This window comes from Myxococcus guangdongensis, from assembly GCF_024198255.1.
Lineage (GTDB): Bacteria > Myxococcota > Myxococcia > Myxococcales > Myxococcaceae > Myxococcus > Myxococcus guangdongensis.
Genome location: NZ_JAJVKW010000003.1, coordinates 187678 through 209318, shown reverse-complemented (window position 1 = coordinate 209318; position 21641 = coordinate 187678). Strand labels below are relative to the sequence as shown.

Genomic DNA, 21641 nt, shown 5'->3' with positions numbered 1-21641 from the left:
CGGGTCTCAGTCTTCATGGGAGGTCGCCTTGTCCAGGTCGAGAATCTGCTGCTCCCCCATGTAGGCCTTGGTCTCGTAGCGGGTGATCTTCCCAATCTTCCGGACGATCTCCGCCATGCGCTCCGCCTCGCGGTAGATGATGTCCACCGGCTTCCAGGCGAAGTCTTCTTCCTTCAGCTTGCGCTTGAGCAGCTCCGCGTACCCCATGACCGAGGTCAGCGGCTGGTTCAGCTCGTGCGCCGCGGTGCCGGCGAGCGCGACGATGACGGCGCTCTTCTCGCTCTCCTCCAGCCGCGTCTCCGCGTCCGACAGCTTGCGCTCCAGCTTCATCCGGTCGCGCATGTCCGTGAAGATGCCGACGCTGAACGCCTCGCGTCCGCCCTCGTACACGATGGACGCCGTCATGTTCACCGGCACCCGCTCACCGGTGCGGTGCACCAGGTCCTCGCGCGTCAGCGACATGCGGCCCTTGCCGCCGTGCTCCGCCCCCCTGAGCGTGGACATGATTCGCCGCGCCACGCCGGGTGGATAGAGCTGCTCCACGGTGAGGTTCGCCATCGCCTCCTGCGCGGTGTAGCCGCACAGCGCCTCCGCGCCCTTGTTGAAGAGGATGATGCGCCCCTTCAGGTCCGCGGCGATGATGGCGTCCACCGACGAGTCGATGAGCCGCTCCAGGAAGTCCTTGGTCTGACGCAGCTCGTCCTCCAGCCGCCGCGCGTCGGTGACGTCGCGGAACGACAGGATGGTGGCCGCGTCCTCGTCGCGCAGCGGCGCCGCCGACATCGACAGCGTCAGCTTGCGCCCCGTGGCCGTGCACACCTCCACGTCCACGCCCGAGCGCGCCTCGCCGCGCGACGCCGCTGTCACCAGCTCCATCAGCACGCCGTCGTCCACCGGCTGCGTCACCTGGTGCAGGTGTCGCCCCCGCGCCTCGGGCGCCGGATAGTCCAGCATCGCCGCGCCGGAGGGGTTGAGCGACAGCACGCTCGCCTTGTCGTCGAGGATGGCCACGCCCTCGCTGACGTGCGCGAAGAAGAGCTGGTAGGGCTTGAAGGACGCCGCCTGCTCCTCGGCCGCCAGACGCGCCGTCTTCTCCGCCTCCGTCTGCCCACGCACCAGCTGCAACACCGACGCGTTTCGCAGCGCCACCGCCGTGGCGTGAGCCACCGTGGTGAGGAAGTCGATTTCGCGAGGCGTGAAGGTGCGCCGCCGTCCCGCCGCGCGCAACAGCAGCACGCCCCGCACCTCGCCTCGGATGGGCAGGGGCAGCGCGGCGATGGCGTGGATGCCTCGGGCCGCCACCGCGCGCCGCTCCACGTCTCCCAGGAGCGGATGCGTGGGCGCCTCTTCCATCACCACCGGGCGACCGGTGCGCACCACCTCGCGAATCTCCGGGTAGCGCGACAGCTCGATGCGCAAGTCCTTGAGCGTCGGGTCATCGCTCGCCGCGACGATGACGCCCTCGTCCGCGTTGCGGCCGAGCATCACCAGCGTGGCACGCGCGATGTCCAGCTTCTCCGCCAGACGCCGGGTGACGCCGTGCAGGAGCGCCTCCACGTCCGACGTCTCGGCGTAGTCCGCCGTCAGCTCCAACAGGAGCGACAAATCTTCCTGACCCCGCTCCTGGGACTCGCGCTCCAGGTGCCGTCCGGCGGCGCGCTGGAGGCGGAAGATGAGCTCGTGCGCGGCCACCGGCACCGTGAGCACGTCCGCGGGGCGCAGCGGCTCGGCGGCGGCGAAGCCCCGCTCGGTGGGCTCCACCAGCGCCACCAGGGTGACGTGCGAGGCGCGCGGTGAGTCGAGCAGGGCCTGGAGGTCCGGGCCACCGCCCAGCGCGGTGAGGTCCACCAGCACCAGGGCGGCGCCCTCCATGCCGTCCACCACGCGCAGGCCGGCGCGCGCGGCGGACGCGGCCAGGAGCTCCCGCGCGGGCGAGGCCGGGGGCACCAGCGTGATGCCTAGAGCGAATTCCAACGGAGACGGCACGTGGAGGGTCGGGGCGGTAGGGGGGAGGGTCCCCACTCTACACGCCCCGATGCCTCAGGGGCAGTCCGACTCGAATGCCCCCAGGTCGGGGGCCGCGCCACAGAAGGTCAATCCCAACCCCAGACCCGCGTTGCGGCCCGCTGAGTTCGCTCCCAGACGGAAGTCCCCGGTGTCGATGTTGACGAAGGCCGGGGTCTTCTCCAACGAGCGCTTGTCCAGACCCGTGCGCGAGCGCCAGTCCGAAAGCCCCGTGTCCGAGCCATCCACGTTGAACACGGCCGCCCCCGACGCGCGGAAGTAGAGGTTGCCGTCCACCACCGCGCCCGAGCGCCCCGAGCCCGCGCGCACATTCACCGCGCAGCCCGCGAACACGTTGTTGCGCACGTCCAGGCTGGCGCTCGGCCCGGTGTCGCCGTGGCCGAAGGTGATGCACGGCCCGGGCATGTTCCACACCGTGTTGTGCTGCACCTTGACGTCATGGGTGGTGTCCACGCGGATGCCGCCGCCGTCCTCGTTGCCGCCCAGGCCGTCGCGGATGAGGTTGCGGCGGATGACGATGCGCGCGGGCGGACCGTTCACCCGGTTGCCGCCGATGTTGATGCCTCGGCCGTTGCCGTAGAGCACGTTGTCCTCCACCGTCACGTCGGACGCGGACAGGTGGATGACGATGCCCTCGCCGCGCGAGGACGACGTGGACTTGTGGCCCCAGATGATGTTGTTGCGCAGGGTGACGCGGGTGCACGTCTTCACGTCCACGCCGTTCTCCCGGTTCTCGTGCAGCTCGTTGTCCTCCACGAGCAGATTGTCGAACGGGGTGCCGGACACGGTGGCGCCGCCCTCGGGGCCGATGCACTGCACGGCGTCGCCGGAGTTGTGGTGGATGTCATTGCCGCGCACCACCACGTTCTTGGACGTCGTCTGGACGATGACGCCGTGGCTGTCGCTGCTGCCACGGTTGAAGTTCGAGATGGTGTTGCCCTCGATGAGGATGTCGTGGGCCTTCTCCGACACGTTGAGCCCCGCGCCCGCGGTGCCGTTCTTCGCCACGCAGTCGCGCAGCACGCCGTGGTGCGCGGCGGTGCCCCGCCACAGCACGGCGAAGGTGGAGCTGCCCGCCGCGTCCAGCGTGAGGCCCTCCACGGTCCAGTACGCGCCGCGCACGTCCACCAGCGCGGATTCACCGCTGGGCTTCACCACGGGCGCGTGGCCCGGCGCCGCCTTCACGGTGAGCGGCTTCGCCTCCGAGCCTCCTCGCTCCTCCAGCTTGAGGCGCTCGGCGTAGTTGCCTGTCTTCAGATAGATGGCCTCGCCCGGCGCGATGAGCGTCAGGGCGCGCGTCACGGTGCGCAGGGGCGCGGTCTCGGTACCGGACGCGCTGTCGCTGCCGGAGGGCGCCACCCAGAGGATGCGCGTGTAGCTGGGCTTCGGCGGCTCGGGGGGCGGCTGCGGCTGCGGCTCCGGCGTGGGCTCTTGGGGTGTGGGGGTGGGTTCGGAGGGCTCCTCGGGGTCGGGCGAGGAGGGTTCGGGGGTGGGGTTCGTCGGCGTCGTGGGAGTGGTGGGCGCGGGTGGGTTCCCGGTGCCCGTCGAGGGTGTGCCGTCCGGAGACGGCCTCGAGCCCGTGTTCTGCGTCAGCTCGCTCTTGCCGTTGCAGGCGAGGAGGGCAAGCAGGGCCACGGAGCAGCAAGCCGTCATCAGCGGTAAGCGTTGGCGCATCCGGTCGGACTCCTTGTGTGGGTCGCGGCGTGTGGGGCGCTCGCGGGGACGGCCGCCAATCGGGGCGCGCGTCCTGTTCATTCCCCGCTGCAACGGCAAGCCAAGCTCGCCGGGCCGGAGGGGAAGAAGGCGAGAAACGCGATTCCAGGCGGTTGCGTGGAGCACGAAGAAGCCCTGCTGATGCACGGGGGGCTTCGGATTCAGCTCACTTTTCCGCGAGGTATGCAGATGAAGGCGGATTCATTCCCGAGACGGGAACGCAGACTTCACTCTGGGAGAAGCCCGCTCCGGGCGGGAGCGTGCGAGCGGGGGCGCGTCGTGAAGCCGGCCCTGACGCGCTGTGGAGTGGAGGAAGGGCGGGCCTTTCCCCGTGCGCGAGTCGGTGGGCCGTGCCATCTAGCGCGCGGGCAACGCATCCGAAGGAGACGTCATGAACGTGCTGGTTACGGGAGCCACGGCCGGGTTCGGCCTGGCCATCGCGCGACGCTTCATCCAGGAGGGCGCGCGGGTCATCGCCACCGGACGCCGCACGGAGTTGCTGGAGAAGGTGCGCGCGGAGCTGGGGGAGCGGCTGTTGCCGGTGACGCTCGACGTGACGGACCGGGAGGCGGTGAAGCGGGTGGTCGACGGGTTGCCCGCCGAGTTCGCCGAGGTGGACGTGTTGGTGAACAACGCGGGCCTGGCGTTGGGGTTGGAGCCCGCGCAGTCGGCGAAGCTCGAGGACTGGGAGGTGATGGTCGACACGAACGTGAAGGGGCTCATGTACTGCACGCACGCGGTGCTGCCCGGGATGGTGGCGCGCAACCGGGGGCACATCGTGAACATGGGCTCGGTGGCCGCGGACTATCCGTATCCAGGTGGCAACATCTACGGGGCCACCAAGGCGTTCGTGCAGCAGTTCAGCCTGAACCTGCGCGCGGACCTGCTGGGCACGGCGGTGCGCGTGACGGACATCGAGCCCGGGCTCGTGGGCGGCACGGAGTTCTCCAACGTCCGCTTCCGCGGTGACGACACCCGCGCCGCGTCGGTGTACGCCAACACGCAGCCGCTGACGCCCGAGGACATCGCGGACACGGTGCACTGGGTGGCGACGCGGCCCGCCCACGTGAACATCAACGTCATGTCGCTGATGCCCGTGGCGCAGGCCTTCGGGCCGCTCGCGGTGAAGCGCCAGAGCTGAGCGGACGGATGTCGGCCCGGAGTTTTCGTGCTCTCCGGGTCTCATACCTCATGAGTCCTCCGATGTTTTGAGGATGTCAGAGGTATGATGCATGCTGAACGGATGAACGAGTCGCTCATCGACAAGAGCCTCTACAAGGCACTTGAGGCTCTCCCCGAACATGTTGTGGGAGAGATCATCGACGGCGAGCTGCATGTCAGTCCGAGCCTCCCACCCGTCTACGGAGTCGTGGTCTTCCGTCTGGTCGTTGAGTTGGGCTCTTTCGACGACGGCTTCGCTCGGCGAGGCCCCGGAGGATGGGTCTTGCTTCCCAAGCCCGAGCTGCATCTGGGTCCGAACGTGCTCGTGCCGGACCTGGCCGCGTGGCGACGCGAGCGCATGCCCGAGCTTCCCATGGTCGTGGGGATGACGACCCCTCCCGATTGGCTGTGTGAGGTCCTCTCCCCTTCCACGGCATCCCGAGACCGGGGCGCGAAGATGAACCTGTATGCGCGAGCGGGCGTGAAGCACCTGTGGCTGTTGGACCCACGCCAGCAGCAACTGGAGGTCTACCGGCTGGAGGCCGGGCGTTGGACGCCCTGCGCCACACACACCGGCGCCGTGAGCATCCGGGCCGAGCCCTTCGCCGCTCAAAACATGAATCTCGGTTCACTTTTCGAGCGCTGACCCCTGCGCTCCCGCGCACCCTTGGGCTAGCCTCAAGGCCATGAGCGACTCGGAACGTCCGCCTCCTCCCCGGGGACTCCTCGCCCGGAGCCTGAAGCTCCTGGGCCACCTCACCCATCCGGAGACGCGCACGGGCAAGGTGTTCACTCGCGCCGAACAGGGCCTCACCCGCGCCCTCTCTCGCGTCGCAGAGAGCCCCACCTATCTGCGCGCCAGCGGCACCGTGATGCGCCAGGGCCTCAACGCCCGCATCCGCCGCAACGGCTTCGTGGAGGGCGCGCTGCGCACCCTGCGCCTGCCCACCACGTCCGAGGTCGAGAACCTCCGCGACCAGCTCCGCCGCGTGAACGACCAGGTCGAGGCCCTCGGCTCCCAGCTGGAGGTCGTCGTGGACCTGCTCCACAAGCAGGAGGCTTCAGCCTCCGAGCACGACACCACGAAGAAGCCCGGTGACGCGCCATGACCGCCTCCTCGCCTCAGCGCCTGCGCTCCTTCGTCACGAGCCAGTTCCAGCTCACCCGCGCCGTCGCCCACGCCCTCAAGGCCCGCCCCTTCAATCCGTACCCGTACCTCAAGCCCTTCATCGAGCGCGCGTCCGGCGTCCGTGAGCCGCCCGTCAGCGCCACGCCTCACACCGTCGTGTACACGCGCGGCAGCATGCGGCTGCTCCGCTATGCCGCGCCCCGCCGGCGCCACCGCACGCCCATCCTCTTCGTCTATTCGCTCATCAACCGCTGGTACATCCTCGACTTCCTCCCAGGCCGCAGCCTCATCGAGCACCTCACGAACGAGGGCTTCGACGTCTACGCCATCGACTGGGGCGTGCCCGGTCAGGAAGAGGAGCGCCTCACCTGGTCCGACCTGCTCGGCGGACTCATCCAGACCGCCGTGCGCTGGACGCTCCGGGTCAGCAAGAGCCGGGATTTGACGCTCTACGGCTACTGCATGGGCGGCACGCTCGCGCTCGCCTACACGTCACTGTATCCCGAGGGCATCCGCAACCTGGTGGCGCAGGCCACGCCCGTGGACTTCAGCAAGGGCGGCGTCTACACGCTGTGGACCTCCGCCAACCACTTCGACGTGGACTCACTGGTGGACGCCTACGGCAACGTGCCCACGCCCGTGCTGGAGAGCGGCTTCCTGATGGTGGCGCCCGTGCAGCGAGTCACCCGCTGGCTGGAGGTGTGCCGTCGCATCGACGACCCGGACTTCGTCACCACGTTCCTCGCGATGGAGCGCTGGGGCGCCGACCCCGTGCCCTTCCCCGGCGAGGTGTATCGCCAGTACATCAAGGACTGCTACCAGCAGAACCTCTTCCACCAGGGGCGCATGAAGGTCGGCGGAGAGAACATCGACCTGGGACGCATCCAGGCCTCCGTGCTCAACGTCATCGCCGAGCAGGACACCATCGCCTTCCCCGCCATGAGCGAGCCCCTGGTGAAGCTGGTGGGCACGAAGGACGCGGAGACGCGGCGCTACCCCGTCGGCCACATCGGCCTGTCCGCGTCCAGCAAGGGCTCCACCCACGTGTGGCCCTCCATCGCCGAATGGATTGGCGCTCGCTCGAAAGCGATGGAGTCATGAGCACCGCGTTCACGAACATGACCTCCGGCGTGCAAGTGCGCGAGGGCTCTGTCCGGCTGAAGGACGGGCGACGGCTCGCCTACGTGGAGTCGGGAGACCTGGACGGTGTCCCCGTCTTCTTCATCCATGGAAACCCGGGCTCGCGCTACATGCGCCACCCGGATGACCGCATCACCCACGGGCTCGGCGTGCGCCTCATCACGCCGGACCGCCCCGGCTACGGCCTGTCCGACTATCAACCGGGCCGCACGCTGCTCGACTTCCCGAGCGACCTGGAGCAGCTCGCCAACGCGCTGGGCATCGGGCGCTTCTCCCTCTTCGGCGTGTCCGCGGGCGGCCCCTACGCCGCGGTCTCCACGTGGCATCTGGACGACCGCATCCTCCGCGCGGCCATCGTCTCCGGCGCCTCGCCGCTCAAGCGGCCCGGTGGCATGGAGGGCGTCAATCGCGACTACCGCAACGCCTACGCCATGGCGGCCTGGCCCGAGTGGGTGCTCCACCCCCTGCTCGCGATGCATGACCGACAGGTGCGAGCCAACCCTGACCGAGCTCTCGCCGCGGTGATGGCGCATGCCTCCCCGGACGACCGTCGCGTGCTGTCCGACCCGCTCATCGCCGCGCAGGTGCAGGGCTGGCGTCGCGAGGCCACGCGCAGGGGTGTCGCGGGCATCCGCCGAGAGGCCCACATCCTCGCGTCGCCGTGGGACTTCCCGCTCGAGGAGATTCGCCGCGACGTGGACCTCTGGTACTGGGACGGAGACAGCATCGTCCCGCCGCAGATGGGGCGCTATCTCGCCTCGCGCATCCCCACCGCCGTGTCCCACTTCCTCCCCGGTGGAGGCCACTTCTCCCTCTATTCGCACTGGCGGGACATCCTCACGCCGCTCGCGCGTGCGGGCGGCTGAGGTCCGATTTCGTTCAGTGCCCAACGCCCACCTTGCCTCCGGGAGCATCGGACCCCAGCTTGGCCACCGGCCGGAGGACGAGCGGATTCACGGGGAATGAACATGGGACGGTGGCGGGCAAGCGCGGCGGGGCTGATGCTGAGCGTGTGGACGCTGCTCGGCTGTGGTGGGAGCGACGCCCCCATCGAGCCTCCACCGCGCGAGGAGGAGCCACCTCCGCAGCCTCCCGAGCCTCCGAAGCTCGAGCCCGGTGACGCGCGGTGGACCGTCCACTCGCGGCTCCCCGGACAGCAGGAGGTCGTGGCCCTGGCCTCGGATGGGCTCGGCGGCCTGGTGCTCCTCGGCACGTCGCGAGCCACGGGCACCTCCGGTCCCACGTCGGTGGAGGCGAACGGCACGTCGCTCGTGCTGTCGCATCACGATGGCGCGGGACAGGTGCGCTGGACGCGGACCTTCGCTCCCGAGCCCTCCACCGAGGGAGGCCCGGCCATCGCGCACGCGCAGCTGTTGGGCATCGCCTCCACGGCGGAGCTCTTCATCGCCGGCAAGGTGGAGGGACGGCTCCGCCTGGGCGAGACGCTCATCGCCGACAGCCACTTCGTGGCGAAGCTGGCCGCGGACGGTACGCCGCAGTGGGCCCGCTCGACGGGCACGCTCAAGGCGCTGACGCCGGACATCGAGGGTGAAGTGGTGGTGGCGCACGGCAGGCTGGTGACGCGCTACGACGCGCGAGGCACCGCCCGGTGGTCCCAGGAGCTCCCCGCGATGTCCTCTGCGTCCGCCGTGGCGCTGGACCCGGATGGCGGCGCGGTGCTCGTGGGCCAGCGGCCCCTGGCCCCCTTCGAGAGCATCGGCTTCATCGCCCGGCTGTCTCCCGTCGGCGAGGTGTACTGGGAGCTGGAGGTGGGCCCCGACGCGCCGAACTTCACGCATGTCGCCTTCGCCGCGGATGGGGGGCTGCGCTTCACGGGCGACTTCGCGGGCACCCTGCACTGGGGTGGCTCCGTGCTCTCGCCCACCTGTGATGCACAGGGCTGTCCGCGCGCCGCGTTCATCCTCGCGGCGGACGCGGCCGGACGCCCCCTGTGGGGACACGCGCTGACGAGCACGGCGTCGGGAGAGGCCAGCGGCGCGAGGCTCACGTCGGATGTGAATGGCGGCACCGCGGTGCTCTTCCGTCATGGCTGCGGTTCGGAGCTGGTGCGACTGGGCGCCCGGGGCACGCTGTCGTGGCGAGCCCCCTATGTCACCGAGCCCTGCGCGCCGGGACTCCAGCTGCGGGACATGACCTTCCTGCCAGGAGGCGACCTCGCGAGCGCGGGTACGTTCTCCGGCACCCGGGCCTTCGGCGGACAGGAGCCCTTCACCGCCGACGACACCGACACCTTCCTCCAGCGCCTGGTGCCGTGAGGTCCACGCCTCAGGCGGCGCGCGACGCGGCGGGGACACCGAGGTCCGCGCCAGACTCGGGCACCGGCTCACCGTCCGCGCCCAGCATCACGGGCTTGATGCCCAGCTTGCGCTCCACCAGCGAGTGGCCCAGGTAGATGAACGGCGTCAGACCCACCGCCACGAGCACCTTCACGACGTAGGACGAGAGGACGATGCCCACGATGACCTTCGTGGGCAGCACGCCCGTCCACGCGACGAACTGCATCACCACGGTGTCGATGAGCTGCGACACCAGCGTGGAGCCCGTGGCGCGCAGCCACAGGAGTCGATTCCGGCTGACGCGCTTGAGCAGGTTGAACAGGGCGATGTCGCTGAACTGGGCCACCAGATAGGCCGCCATCGACGCGACGAGGATGCGCTGCGAGCTGTCGAAGACGTTGTTGAACGCGCCCTCCACCGTGCCCCTGTAGTCCGGCGCGCGCGTCAGCGGCGCGATGGGCACCTGCACCGCGATGGCAATCACCGCGAAGGCGAAGATGGCCATGAAGAAGCCCACCCAGGTGACGAAGCGCGCGGTCTTCTTGCCGTAGAACTCGTTGAGGATGTCCGTCAGCAGGAACGTCACCGGGAAGGGCACGATGCCGATGGACATCACCGCCACCACGCTGCCCAGGTGCACCTCGAACAGCTTCACGGCGATGAGGTCTCCCACCACCAGCGCCGTGACGAACACCGCCGCCAGCACCACGAAGAGCTGCATCCGTCTGTCGAGCTGCATGGTGTCGCTTCGTCCTCAGGGCAGCGTGTCGGCGGCCAGGCCCGGCGCCGCGGGCTCGTCGAGAGGGTAATAGGAAGTCCCGCCGAGCGCCGCGTGCGCCACGGCCCAAGGCGCCTCGGACGTCATGACGCGGGGCCGATACACCCGCAACACCGTCTGCTCCTGCGCCGAGGGGTTGTCGTAACGGCGCGCCACGGCCTGGGCATCATGGAACGCCATCCCCCGCGCCACGGGCTGGCCCTGCATCAGGAGCCCCGGCCCCAGCACCAGGTCACTCGCCTCCACCGTCGCATCCGCGCTCGCCGGCAGGCTGCCACCGGGCTTCACGCGAAGCCGGTGCACGCCGTAGCCCGCACCCTCGTGGATGACGTCCAGGCGGCCGAAGGAGCGCTCCTCGGAGGCGTAGCTCATCTGCGCCGCCGTGCGGTGCACCTGGAGCGACGGCAGCGCGAGCCCACCGAGCGCCAGGGGCTTGATGACGCGCACCGTGGCCGCCTGCACCTGCGCCCGCGGCACGTCCTCGGTGGGCGGCACGAGCAGGTAGCGGCTCACCGCCTCGACGGCCGACTCCAGCAGCTCGAAGCGACACGCCTCCAACAGGAAGCGCAGCTCGCCCGCCAGTCGCCCGTAGTTGACGGTGTGCGCGAGCCGTCCGCCCGTGGCGGCGTTGCGCGTGTCCAGGAACAGGGCCACGTCCAACCGCAGCGGCTGCGCCAGCACGCGCTCGCGGTTGTACACGCCCACGATGCAGTCCACCGTGAGGCCTCGCAGCTCGATGACATCCAGCGAGTGCCCCTGGCTGTCGCGCACCACGGGAGGATGGAAGGCCAGCTCAGGGCTCACAGTTTCACGCTCCTGCCACCGTCGACGGCGATGACCTGCCCGGTGATGTAGGGGGCGTCCTTCGCGAGGAAGACGACGGCGCGCGCCACGTCCTCCACGCTGCCCTCGCGCCCCATGGGGATGCGGCGAAGAATCTGCTCTCGCGCGGCGGCGTCGAAGCTCTCCGGGAAGGCGGCCACGCCGGGTGACACCGCGTTGACCCGCACGCGCGGGGCCAGCTCCACCGCCAGCGCGCGCGTCAACATCACAAGGCCCGCCTTGCTCACCGAGTAGTGCGCGAAGTGGCTCTCCGGTCGCTCGCCCGCGATGTCGCAGATGTGGACCACCACCGGGTCCTTCCCCGCGAGCAGCGAGGGCAACAGCGACTGCGTGAGGAAGAAGGGCGCGTCCAGGTTGACGCCGAGCATGGTGCGGTACTGCTCGCGCGAGATGTCCTCGAAGGGCACACGCTCGTAGAGGCCCGCGTTGTGGACGACGACATCCAGCGCGGGCCAGGCCTCGCGCACGCTCGCGCCCAGGGCATCCACCGCCTCGGGGCGGCTGAGGTCGGCGGCGTGCACGGTGACCCGGCGCCCCAGGGCGCGCAGCTCGTCCGCCAGCGAGCTCAGCGCCTCCAGCGAGCGGTTCGCGTGCAGCGCGACGTCATATCCGGCGTGGGCCAGCGCCCTCGCCACCGCCTGACCGATGCGGATTCCTGCTCCGGTGATGAAGGCCGTCCCCATGCGGCGCACTGACTAACAGGCCCCGCTGAAAAGTCGAAGGGCGATGCCGGATACCCCCGTATCCCGGCACCGCCCCTCTCCCCCTTGGAGGTCTTTCAGCCAGTGCTACCGGACGTAGCTGGCCGGGTGCACGCGGTTGGAGCGCCAGTCATTGCCACGGTCGTAGGACACCCACACCCACTCCGTGGTCTGCACGTAACGGCCGGGCACCCACTGGTTCTCGTAGTAGCCACCGGTGCAGCGGGTGACGCGGTGACGGCGGTTGCCGCGCTCCTGGCAGACTTCCGGCACCCACACCTTGTCGTAGCGACCCTCGACCCAGCGGCTCACCGTCTGCATCTCGTAGCGGCCCTGGGAGCGCGGCGGCGGACGCGGCGCCGGAGCGTGGTTGCAGTAGCCGTTGTGGACGTGAGCCTCGTAGCGGTCGGGACGGGGACCCCGGTCATCGCGGTGGTCGCGGTCGTCATGGCGGCCCCGGTCATCGTTGCGGCGGGCCTGCTGCGTGGCCCAGTCACGCATGCTGCTGTCGGCCGCGAGGGCCGTCGAGGAACCAAGGAACAGGGTGCCGAGAGCCAGGGTCGCGAGAGCAGTCTTGAAAGCCATGTCGTCCATCCTCCGTCGTGTTGCAACTTCTGACGGGGCACCCCCAGGAACATTCAAACACCAGGAGTTCCGCCCCCTTCGGACACTGGGGGCCGATGTAGGACATGGACTCCTCGGAGGGGTCAGCGCGGGGCGACCTCGGCGCAGGTGAGGCCCTCTTCGGGTGCGCAGTTGCGGCCCACGAGGCAGCCCCCCGCGCCCTGGTGGTCCACGCAGCGGATGGGGCGACAGTCGACGTCGCTTCCACACGCACGACGGCTCACCGTGCACGTGCCCTGGCTGCACGCGTCCTGCACGCAGTCGGTGTCCTGCTGACAGGAGCAGAAGCCCTCCACGTCGCCCTCCGCGATGGAGCACCGCCCGGCGCAGGCGCCCTCTTCCTGGCCCTGTGCATTCACGCAGTGGCCGCCGCGTCCGCAGTGCGAGTCCTCGCGGCACGGCAGCGACGGCGAGGGCGCGCACTCCGCATCCGAGCGGCAGCGCGCGCGACTGGCGACGACCACCACGTCCGCGCACTGGTAGCCGTGGGGGCAGCCTTGTCCCTCCGAGCAATCCGCGCCGCAGAAGGCGGTGCCGGGGCTCGCGGTCTCACGCAGACAGAAGTTGGCGCCACGTCCGCAGACCTGGAGCCCGCCGCCGTACGTGCAGCTCGCGCAGTAGGGGCGGCGCACGGGGTCGAAGTCGCTGAAGCACGTCGAGGCACCACAGCGCTCGCCGAAGGCACAGTCGCTCGCGTCCGCGCAGAAGCTCGCGTCGCAGACCCCGAGCGCACAGGCCGCGCGGCCCTCGGGCGTGGTGGCGTCACAGAGGCATGGCGCGTCCTGGCAGCGACAGGCGGTGCCGGGACAGTCTCCCGCGGAGCGGCAGCCCGGGACACAGGTGGTCCGCGACACGTCGCAGACTTCGCACAGCGGGCAGTGCACGTCCGTGGCGCAGCGTCCTCGTGTCAGACAGGTGCCGGTGCTCGTGTCGCAGAAGAGGGAGTCATCGCCACAGTCCGCGTTCGACTCGCAACCAGCGCGGTCCTGGCAGAAGCCCGCGGGGTTGCACCACTCCGTGGGCGCGCAGGCTCCCGCCGTGCGGCATCGACAGGTCGCAGTCTCCGCGTCGCATCGGTAGGCCTCCGCGGGCGAGCCACAGTCCGCGTCCACCCGACAGCCCTCCGCGTCCACGGAGGAGTCACTCGGACACGCGGCGAGGAGGAGCAGCAGGGGCACGGCGAGCCACGTCCAACGGCGCATCACGGGTCGAAGACCTCCGAGCGCCCGAGGACATACGCCGTCCAGGTCGCCGTGGACAACGCGTCATAGGTCCACTGCGAATACTCGAAGCGAGGGACTCGCGCGAGGGAGAGGTCGGCGCGCAGTCGCGCACCTTCGGGCAGCTCCGCTCGGAGTGCGTCGAGCGCGGGACCGGGGAGCGTCACCTGCGTCTGCCCTCCCGGGAGCACGACCGTCCAACGGATGCCACCCTCCGTTCCGGGCGCGAGCAGCGTGAGCAACTGCACCTCGGGCGTGGAGGTGGAGGTGGAGGGCGTGGGCGTCCAAGCCACGGTGCCCTCGAAGCGAGTCCCAGGCTGGGTGAAGACAGGCAGCGGCAACATCGGCGCGAGTGTCACACCGCCGCCCAAGGCTCCGGGTTGACGGTGGTACAGCAGGCCCTGGGGATAGGCGGTGGAGCCTCGCAGCAGGTCGAGGAAGAGCAGGTTCGCGCCGTCCACGTGGGGAAGTTGTGGATAAGTGAGGCGCGGTCCGGGTCCCTCGATGCTCGTGTAGAGGCGCGTGCCCGTGCCCCAGTTGTGGGGATGGGGCACGACGCCCTCGGCTCCCAGGTCCAGCCATGCGTAGACCTGATGTCGTGCCTCTTCTCCCGCGATGACGAGTGGGCCGTCCACGTTGAGGGGCACCGTGACATCCAGGTGCATGTCGAAGACGACGTCCTGGTTCTCCGCCGCCCGCGCTCCGGAGACCGCGACGCCTCGGCGGATACCGAGCAGATAGGGCTCGAAGTCCACTCCGTCCCTGAGAACCCCCAGCACCGCGTACACGGCGCGCAGTCCAGGCTGGGCCAGGACGAGGAATGGACCTCCGTCCTCACGGACTCGCCAGGTCTCCGCGCGGCGGTCGCCTGTCCCCGCGAAGGGTGGTCCTGACGCGGGGCTGGGTTGGGCCACGAAGACGCGCGCCTCGAGCACCTCGTTCGGTCCGAGAGGTCGAGGTGGCTTGAAACCTCGCACGCGGCCGGAGATGCGCGCGGTCGCGGGCACGGGTGGATTGCCGGGGTTGCCCTCGCTGTCGAGACGGCGCAGGTACACCGTCAGGTTCTCCGAGCGGATGCCCGCCACCGTCACCATGTCGTGGCCTGGCTTGAAGACCGTGACGACCTGCGCGCCCGCGATGCCTGAGTCCGAGAGCGTGAGCTGTCCTCGCGCATCCGTGCCTCCTTGGAGGACGGGCGTGAGGTCCGGGCCCAGCAGCACCGTGGCTCCCGAGACGGGTTGGCCGTAGCTCCCCGACGACGTGTCGAGCACGGTGACGTTCAAAGTGCCCATCAGGGCCTCGCCGGAGAGCCCTCCGGGGCCTCGTGGGTCGAAGTAGTGGAAGGACTCGGGGAGCGCGGAGCGCTGGGTGCCATGGACGACGGCGACCTCCACGGGTCCCTGGATTCGCGAGGCAGGGATGCGACAGGTGAGCGTGTGCGCGTCGTGGATGAGCACCTCGGTGGCGGGTTCTCCTCCGAACGTGACGGACGCTCCATCGACGAAGCCCACGCCTCGCACCGTGACTCGGGCGCCTCCGGCGACGGCTCCACTGGAGGGTTCGAGCTGGGACAGGGTGAGCGCGGCTTCGTAGGTGAAGGCCGCTGGAAGCAGGGCTTCGTTCTCGGGGTCGCTCGCGGAGGAGACGTGGAGGGAGTGTGTCCCCGCGCCTCCTGGCGGTGTGAGGAAGCGCAGCTCCGTCTCACTCGACTCCGTGACTTGTGGCGACGGCAGTGCGCCGACTCGCACCACGACATCTGGAGGCAGTGCGCTTCCCGTGAGTCGAACCTGGGTTCCGCCTGTCGCGCTCCCGTGGTTCGGCGTCAGCGGGTCGAGCGCGAGACGGAAGGTGTAGCCCTGGGGGAGGCTCGCGCTCGTGGCGCCGGACTGGACCCTCACGGAGACCGTGCGAGGGAGCGTCCCTCGTGGAGGGACCCGGACCGTGACGGTGGTCGCGGTGGCCGTGACGACCTGTGCAGGGGTTGCATCGAAGGTCACGGACAGGTCGGGTGCATCGAGCGAGGTCCCCATCAGCGTCACGGTGCCGTCGTGCTGGGCGCCTACTCGCGGGAAGACTCCGTGCAGGGCGAGCGGGGAGTCGTCGACGTAGGCGAAGCCCTGGCGCACGGTCCAGGTGCCTCTTGGCGTGACGATGCGGATGGGCGCGACTCCGATGGACGGGGCGGGTGGCGTGGTCACCACGAGTCGCGTGGAAGACTCCACCTGGAGAGCGGTGGCGGGTGTGTCTCCGAGGAGGACTCGAGTCGCTCCCTCGAAACCCTGGCCCGTGATGACGGTGACGGTGCCTCCGGTTCTTGGACCCGTGAGCGGCGAGACCTGGGTGACGCGCGTGTCCTCGACATAGCGATACGCGCGTCGGAGCACGTCACCGACACCGTGGCCCTGGACTCGCACGTCGACGGAGCCAGCCACGCGCCCCCTGGGGACGAGGACACGAAGCTCCGACGAGGAGACACGCGTGACCGAGGGGCTCGCCGTGCCATCGAAGAGGACCTGGAGCCCTGGCCCTTCGGGGAAACCTTCGCCGAGCAGCGACACGGTCTCTCCTCCGGAGAGTGCCCCCGTGTCCCCCGAGAGCGCTCGAACATCGAAGGTCTCGACGTAGGTGAAGCAGGACTCACAGCGTGCCGTGCCGTTCGGGTTATCGAGCGTGAGGTCCACCGGCCCCACTGCTCCGGGAGGTGTGCGCAGATCGAGGGTGGAGTCGTCGATGAGCTGGAAGTCGCGGACGAGGTTCGGGCCGACTCGAAGCGTCGTGAGCGCCGCTGCTTCGGGTGCACCGCGGGCCACGCCCTCCACGAAGCCTCGACCCTTCAGCGTCACCCAGGTCCCACCACCCCGCTCGCCTCGCGTGGGCAGCACGGACTGAATCACCGGCGCGACGGGTGCGCCCGCATCGACCCGTGTCCCCGCGTCTCGCGCTCCCGCATCAGGAACACCGCCGTCATCCAGTCCTGCGTCCGGCGGAGTCCCAGGTGGGCGCGAGGTGCCACCACATGCGATGAGCATCGTGGCGATGAGGCTGAACGCCAACGATGACGTGGTCCTCATGGGAGCCACTCCACCTGGAGCGTGTAGCCGTTCGTCGTGCGCGCATCATCACCGGTGACCCTGGCCGTGAGCGACTGGCCCTGCACCATCGACGCGGGCAACTCCACCTTGGCTCCCGTGGTCGCGAGTGAGCACCCCCACCCGGTGCCCCCATTCAGGACGCACAGGCGCAACAGTCCACGGTCCGCCGCGTAACCCGACAGTGACACCCTGACGCCACGCGAAGGCGGCACCGAGAACCGCATGTGGTCCGCGTCCCCGGGACAGAGCATCCCGTCCAGACTCAGGCCCTCCGGCACCACCGTGGCTGTCTCGACCGTGTCATTCGGCTCGTGGCCATCATCGTCGCAAGGTGTTCCCCGCGAGAGGAAGAAGCCCACGTCGTAGGCTCGCGGCACCGTGTCACGTGAGGCGATGCGCACCGTGTACACGCCTCGCTCCGCGGCGACATGCGACAACCGGAAGCGCCCCGTCGCGAGCACCCTGCCCCGCTCATCCTGGAGGGACGAGGCGAACACCGGCTCCGCGAACACCTCCGCCTCCACATTCACGCCGAGCTGGTCTCCTCGCTCCAACGTGAGCGAGTAGTGGTCCACGTCACCCGAGCACAGGGTGAGTCGCACATGGCGGCTCGCGCTCACGGGATGCGCCGTGGCCACGGAGTCATTGGGCTCCAGCGCGTCCGGCTGACAGCTCCTCGGAATGCAGGTCCTGTTTCCGAGGTCACAGCGCCGGTCTGACTCACAATCGTCATCCGAGGAGCAGGGCGGCAAGCTCGGCAGGCACTGTCCACTCGCCAGATGACACACGTGAGGCACCGTGCAATCGCGGTCCGCGTAGCACCTCGGCGTCACTGTGCAACGGCCCGCTTCGTCACAGGTGAAGCCCACCCCGCAGTCCGAATCCTCCTCGCATCGCACACAGCGCTCGTCCGCGCAGTGCTCACCTTCCGCACAGACCTCCGAAGCGGTGGCCGGGGTGCAGCGTGGCACACAGGCATGCAGGCCCGGATTGCAGCGCTCCTCGACGCCGCAGTCTCCGTCGTCGATGCACCCGAGGTCCTCCTCGCACACGAGCGTGCCCGTGTTGCACCGCGCTCCTGTCGGACACTCCTCCCGTGTGCCCATCGGGCACAGCACCACGTCCGTCCTCGCTCGACACAGCCCCTGGCGGCACCACTGTCCCAATCCACAGTCCGCGTGCGCTGCGCACGCCTCGCCCCATCCCTCGCGTGCGACACAGGTTCGCGTTCCGGCATCACAGCGCTCACGGAGCCGACACTGACCGCTCGATTCGCAGACGCCACAGACCGCCGCGAGCGTGCAGATCTGCCCTCCGTCACAGTCCTCGCGTCGGGCGCAGCTCTTCGGGTCGGGGGCCACATCGGGCCCGGGTGGCACCTTCTCCGTGGAGGAACAGGCGAAGAGCCAGCACACCCCCAGCAGCCACCCCCACGTCCTCACGGCGCCTCCGTGACGACACCCGAGGGCCACTGCACGTCCGCCACCGTCCACACCTCGCTTTGCCGCGACAGGGTGCGACGGAACTCGCCCTTCAGCACGCCCCGGTCGTACACCCGCACCGTGGCGTCACTTCGCGGGTCCACGGCGCCGTTCTCGCGCGAGAGCACCACCGCGACCCGATACGTGCCCGACACCGGGCGCTCGTAACCGAAGACCTCCGGACCGAAGCCCGTCAGCCGGTCCCTCAGCAACTCCGGGTCCTCCGCGAGCCCGGGGACACCCCAGTCGGGACGCGGGTTCGCGTAGTGGCAGTCATCGGCGGACCCCAGCACCGCGTCCACGTTCCGCAGCACGTGCAGGTCCAGGTCCGTCTCGGCGTTGTTCCACGTCACGTCCACCCACAGTTGCTGAGCGGGCACCGCCACGACTCGTGCACGCGAGGGTCGCAAGCTGCGCGCTCCCGCCGCATCCGTCACCGTGAGCGCCACCTCGTATTCGCCCGACACCACGGGGTCCAAGCGCAGCACGGTCGTGGACTCCAACGGGGACAACAGTTGAGCACCACGTGCGCCCACGGGTAGCGAGAGCCACTCCCAGGCATACGTGAGCGGACCGTCTCCATCCGGGTCCATCGAGGACGTGCCATCCAGCACCACCTCGCCTCCCGGTACGCTCTCGCCTGGCGCGCTCACCACGGGCACCGGCGCGCGATTCACGCTGCCCCGAAGGGTCACTCGCGCCTCGCGTTGGTCCGGGTCCGTTGTCCGCAGCACCAGCGCGCCACTCACGTCCTCAGCAGTGACACCGGGCGGCACCGCGTACCGCACCGACACCTCGACATCACTCGCGAGGTCCAGCACTGCTGGCACCCGCGCAGCGCCCACGAGCTGGAACACAGAGGACGAGGACGTCAATGACGTCTGCGCGAAGGGCACGACTTCGGAGCCTAGGAAATGGACCGCCGGGGACTCGGGTGTCGATGACATCCATGCGGGATGCGCTGCCGCCAACGTCGTCTCGGAGCCCGCCAGAGGGCCTCCAGATGACTCGATTGTCAGTGACTCCAGCACCAGCGGCGCGCTCCCTCGCGAGCGAAGCTTCACCGGACGCACCACGATGCTTCCCTCGGCGACCCGACCGAAGTCGAGCAACGCGGGCTCCAACTCCAGCACCGCCGCGGTACGCCCCTCTCCTCGCAACGACACCTCGACGTCGGGTTGAACGGGGTCGTCCGTGCGCAGCACCAGCGTCGCCGTGTAGCTCGACTCGCGCGGCGGCACGAAGGCCAACACCAGCGGTGTCTCGGCCTGCGCGGGTACCTCCTCGGGAACGGAGACGATTCGGAACGGAGCGCCCTCCTCCTTCACCGCCGCGCGCACCACTCGCAGCGACGCCCGCCCCACGTTCACCAACGGCAGGGACACCGTGCGTTCGTTCAGCGCGGGCACGGCGCCGAAATCGAGTGTGGACGCGGGCGCCACCCAACGTGGCCCCACCGAGGACGGCGGTGCATCCCGCCCACAGGCCGCCACCAGCAGCCAGCACACGAGCCACCCACTCCTCACGACCCGTCCTCCACGTACTCGAGTTCCACCCGCGACCCCAGCCCCGGCACCGAGTCCCCCGCGAAGAACACCGTTTCTCTCTCGGACTGATACACCCAGCCGTGCTCGCCTCCCGCCTCTGGGATGCAGACCGCCTCAAGCGCCTCCGCCGGTTGCCCCTCGCAAGCCGCGCGGTCCACCGACACACAAGCCCTCCGTGAGTCCTCCTGCGTCCCACAGGGCTGGCGGACACGGACCCTCAACGAGCCCTCCCGAGGTCTCTTCGCGAGCGCGAACGAGCGCCTCAGCCCCACCGCGCTCGTCGCCAGGGTGCGCAGCGTCTCGGCGAAGTCCTCGTCGCAGATGCTCCCCAGCTCTCCGCCCATCAGGGACACGAGCTCCGCGTACCGAGCCCCCGGCTCCGCGCCACAACCATTCGCGGGCACGTCGCCGATGATGGCCGAGGCCATTACCGTCCCGTCATTGCCCAACCCCTTCGCCCGCGAGAACTCACGCCAGTACATGCGCACGTCGTGCGGCGAGCGGTCGTCCTCGTCCGTCACGAACGCCAGATACAGCCACGCCTCCGGACGCAGGAACTCCACCGCATGCGTCGCCCGACACGCCTCGCGACACGTGTCCGTGGCGCAGCTCGACACACAGGACGCTCGCGCCTCCAGCACCGGCGCATTCTCGCGCGCCAGACGAGCCAGCACCTGACTCGCGGCCTCCAGGCCCGCCTCGTACGCGCTGCCTCCCGTCCCCACGCGCACGCTGTCCGCGAAGGCCTGCTCCAGCCCTGGCGTATCCGGACGAAGAACCCGCGGCGTTCCCACCAACTCCCCGGGGCGCGCGAAGGTGTCCGTCGTCGCCACGCCCATCCGGTAGTCGATGCGCCCTTCGCGGAAGAGCGAGATGAACGCCTGGAAGTTGCGCGCGAGCGACTCCTGGCGAGGCGCCATGGAGGCCGAATCATCCACCACCCACAACACATCCACCGCCGACGCCGAGCGCTGCGCGTACGTATCGACGTGGAAGCCCGGTGGGAGCGACGGCACCAATCGCTCATCCCGACAGTCGACGAAGAGGAGCGCCAGGAAGGCGACGACGGCGACACGGCGCATGCGCCCAGCCTACCCCGAGCGTTCATGGTGCACATCTCCGCCGAGAACCCGTCCTCACAGGGTCCCGGGTGCGCTACATCCTCGGGCACCATGTTCCATCGTCAGGGGCCCACCCTCCTCGAACTGGCCGAGCAGGCCTTCTCCTCCGTCGAGCAAGGCTACGACCTGCTCGCCCCCAAGTTCGACTACACGCCCTTCCGCACCCCGGACCCCGTGCTCCGCGCCGCCATCGAAGCCCTGGGCCCCGCGGGCTCCGTCGGCACCGCGCTGGACGTGTGCTGCGGAACCGGCGCCGCCATGCGCCACCTGCGCCCACTGGCCCGCGAGCGCGTCGCCGGCATCGACGTGAGCCAGGGCATGCTCGAGGAAGCGGACCGCAGGCTCTCCGGCGCACCGGGCACCGCCGCGTTCGAGTTCGTCCGGGGTGACGCGCTGGAGATGACCTTCGACGCCGCGTTCGACGTGGCCACCAGCTTCGGTGCGTTCGGCCACATCCTCGAAGCGGACGAGCCGCGCCTGATTCAGCGCATCCACCAGGCCCTGCGCCCCGGTGGGCGGTTCCTCTTCGTCACCGGACACCCGCCCTCGAAGCTGCGCCCCGGGTACTGGGTGGCTCGAAGCTTCAACGCCGCCATGCGCGTGCGCAACGCCCTGTGGAAGCCACCCTTCGTCATGTACTACCTGACGTTCCTGGTGCCTCGCGCCCGCGCGCTGCTGGAGGCCCAGGGCTTCAGCGTCGAGGTCCGCGACGGCATCCTCCCCGAGCCCTTCACGCCCCTGGCCACCGTCATCGCGACGAAGCGCTGAC

The 21641-nt window shown here is 69.7% G+C and carries 18 protein-coding genes; 7 read left to right on the top strand and 11 right to left on the bottom strand.

Translation table 11 applies throughout. The annotated features are described in order from the left end of the window. Window positions 1-6 precede the first annotated feature (6 nt). Together LXT21_RS10265 and LXT21_RS10260 are read right to left on the bottom strand one after the other, a co-directional pair. Complete coding sequence (locus LXT21_RS10265; protein ID WP_256571522.1) at window positions 7-1872, bottom strand: PAS domain S-box protein; 1866 nt, start codon at window positions 1870-1872, stop codon at window positions 7-9. 168 nt (window positions 1873-2040) lie between these two features. Further along, on the bottom strand, window positions 2041-3699 hold the full coding sequence (locus LXT21_RS10260) for a right-handed parallel beta-helix repeat-containing protein (protein WP_254037937.1): 1659 nt from the start codon (window positions 3697-3699) through the stop codon (window positions 2041-2043). A 430-nt stretch (window positions 3700-4129) separates the two neighbouring features. Between LXT21_RS10260 and LXT21_RS10255 the strand changes: the two genes are divergently transcribed. The 6 genes from LXT21_RS10255 to LXT21_RS10230 all read left to right on the top strand — a co-directional run bounded on the left by LXT21_RS10255 (window position 4130) and on the right by LXT21_RS10230 (window position 9444). Next, on the top strand, window positions 4130-4879 hold the full coding sequence (locus LXT21_RS10255) for an SDR family oxidoreductase (protein ID WP_254037936.1): 750 nt from the start codon (window positions 4130-4132) through the stop codon (window positions 4877-4879). 84 nt (window positions 4880-4963) lie between these two features. Beyond that, on the top strand, window positions 4964-5545 hold the full coding sequence (locus tag LXT21_RS10250; RefSeq protein WP_254037935.1) for a Uma2 family endonuclease: 582 nt from the start codon (window positions 4964-4966) through the stop codon (window positions 5543-5545). Between the two features lie 40 nt (window positions 5546-5585). Next, window positions 5586-6008 carry a hypothetical protein gene (locus LXT21_RS10245; RefSeq protein WP_254037934.1) on the top strand — a complete coding sequence of 141 codons (423 nt, stop codon included), beginning with the start codon at window positions 5586-5588 and terminating at the stop codon, window positions 6006-6008. After that, window positions 6005-7129, top strand: coding sequence for an alpha/beta fold hydrolase (locus tag LXT21_RS10240; RefSeq protein WP_046716656.1), 1125 nt, complete (start codon window positions 6005-6007; stop codon window positions 7127-7129). The genes LXT21_RS10245 and LXT21_RS10240 overlap by 4 nt, the downstream gene beginning before the upstream one ends. Beyond that, on the top strand, window positions 7126-8034 hold the full coding sequence (locus LXT21_RS10235; protein WP_254037933.1) for an alpha/beta fold hydrolase: 909 nt from the start codon (window positions 7126-7128) through the stop codon (window positions 8032-8034). Before LXT21_RS10240 ends, LXT21_RS10235 begins: the two co-directional genes overlap by 4 nt. Window positions 8035-8130: 96 nt before the next feature. Next, complete coding sequence (locus LXT21_RS10230) at window positions 8131-9444, top strand: outer membrane protein assembly factor BamB family protein (protein WP_254037932.1); 1314 nt, start codon at window positions 8131-8133, stop codon at window positions 9442-9444. 10 nt (window positions 9445-9454) lie between these two features. On the opposite strand, the gene LXT21_RS10225 is transcribed toward LXT21_RS10230, so the two are convergent. The 9 genes from LXT21_RS10225 to LXT21_RS10185 form a co-directional block, all read right to left on the bottom strand. After that, window positions 9455-10204, bottom strand: a complete 750-nt coding sequence (locus LXT21_RS10225) for a queuosine precursor transporter (RefSeq protein ID WP_254037931.1) — start codon at window positions 10202-10204, stop codon at window positions 9455-9457. Window positions 10205-10219: 15 nt separating this feature from the next. After that, window positions 10220-11047 carry a dihydroneopterin aldolase gene (locus tag LXT21_RS10220; protein WP_254037930.1) on the bottom strand — a complete coding sequence of 276 codons (828 nt, stop codon included), beginning with the start codon at window positions 11045-11047 and terminating at the stop codon, window positions 10220-10222. Then, a complete protein-coding gene (locus LXT21_RS10215; protein WP_254037929.1) occupies window positions 11044-11769 on the bottom strand; it encodes an SDR family NAD(P)-dependent oxidoreductase in 726 nt (241 codons plus the stop codon). Before LXT21_RS10215 ends, LXT21_RS10220 begins: the two co-directional genes overlap by 4 nt. Window positions 11770-11874: 105 nt before the next feature. Then, the gene (locus LXT21_RS10210) at window positions 11875-12372 is read right to left on the bottom strand and encodes a hypothetical protein (protein WP_254037928.1); all 498 of its coding nucleotides are present in this window, start codon (window positions 12370-12372) and stop codon (window positions 11875-11877) included. A gap of 122 nt (window positions 12373-12494) precedes the next feature. Continuing rightward, window positions 12495-13616, bottom strand: coding sequence for a hypothetical protein (locus LXT21_RS10205; RefSeq protein ID WP_254037927.1), 1122 nt, complete (start codon window positions 13614-13616; stop codon window positions 12495-12497). After that, window positions 13613-16702: an IPT/TIG domain-containing protein gene (locus tag LXT21_RS10200; protein ID WP_254037926.1), complete on the bottom strand. Its 3090-nt coding sequence runs from the start codon at window positions 16700-16702 to the stop codon at window positions 13613-13615. The genes LXT21_RS10205 and LXT21_RS10200 overlap by 4 nt, the downstream gene beginning before the upstream one ends. Next, window positions 16699-17361, bottom strand: a complete 663-nt coding sequence (locus LXT21_RS10195; RefSeq protein WP_254037925.1) for a hypothetical protein — start codon at window positions 17359-17361, stop codon at window positions 16699-16701. Before LXT21_RS10195 ends, LXT21_RS10200 begins: the two co-directional genes overlap by 4 nt. Before the next feature lie 800 nt (window positions 17362-18161). Next, window positions 18162-19730 carry a hypothetical protein gene (locus LXT21_RS10190; protein ID WP_254037924.1) on the bottom strand — a complete coding sequence of 523 codons (1569 nt, stop codon included), beginning with the start codon at window positions 19728-19730 and terminating at the stop codon, window positions 18162-18164. Then, window positions 19727-20833 (bottom strand): vWA domain-containing protein, encoded by a 1107-nt coding sequence (locus tag LXT21_RS10185; protein WP_254037923.1) that lies wholly within the window; start codon window positions 20831-20833, stop codon window positions 19727-19729. Before LXT21_RS10185 ends, LXT21_RS10190 begins: the two co-directional genes overlap by 4 nt. Before the next feature lie 90 nt (window positions 20834-20923). Here LXT21_RS10185 and LXT21_RS10180 point away from each other — a divergent pair, with 90 nt between their 5' ends. Beyond that, the gene (locus tag LXT21_RS10180; RefSeq protein ID WP_254038526.1) at window positions 20924-21640 is read left to right on the top strand and encodes a class I SAM-dependent methyltransferase; all 717 of its coding nucleotides are present in this window, start codon (window positions 20924-20926) and stop codon (window positions 21638-21640) included. Window position 21641: the final 1 nt, after the last annotated feature.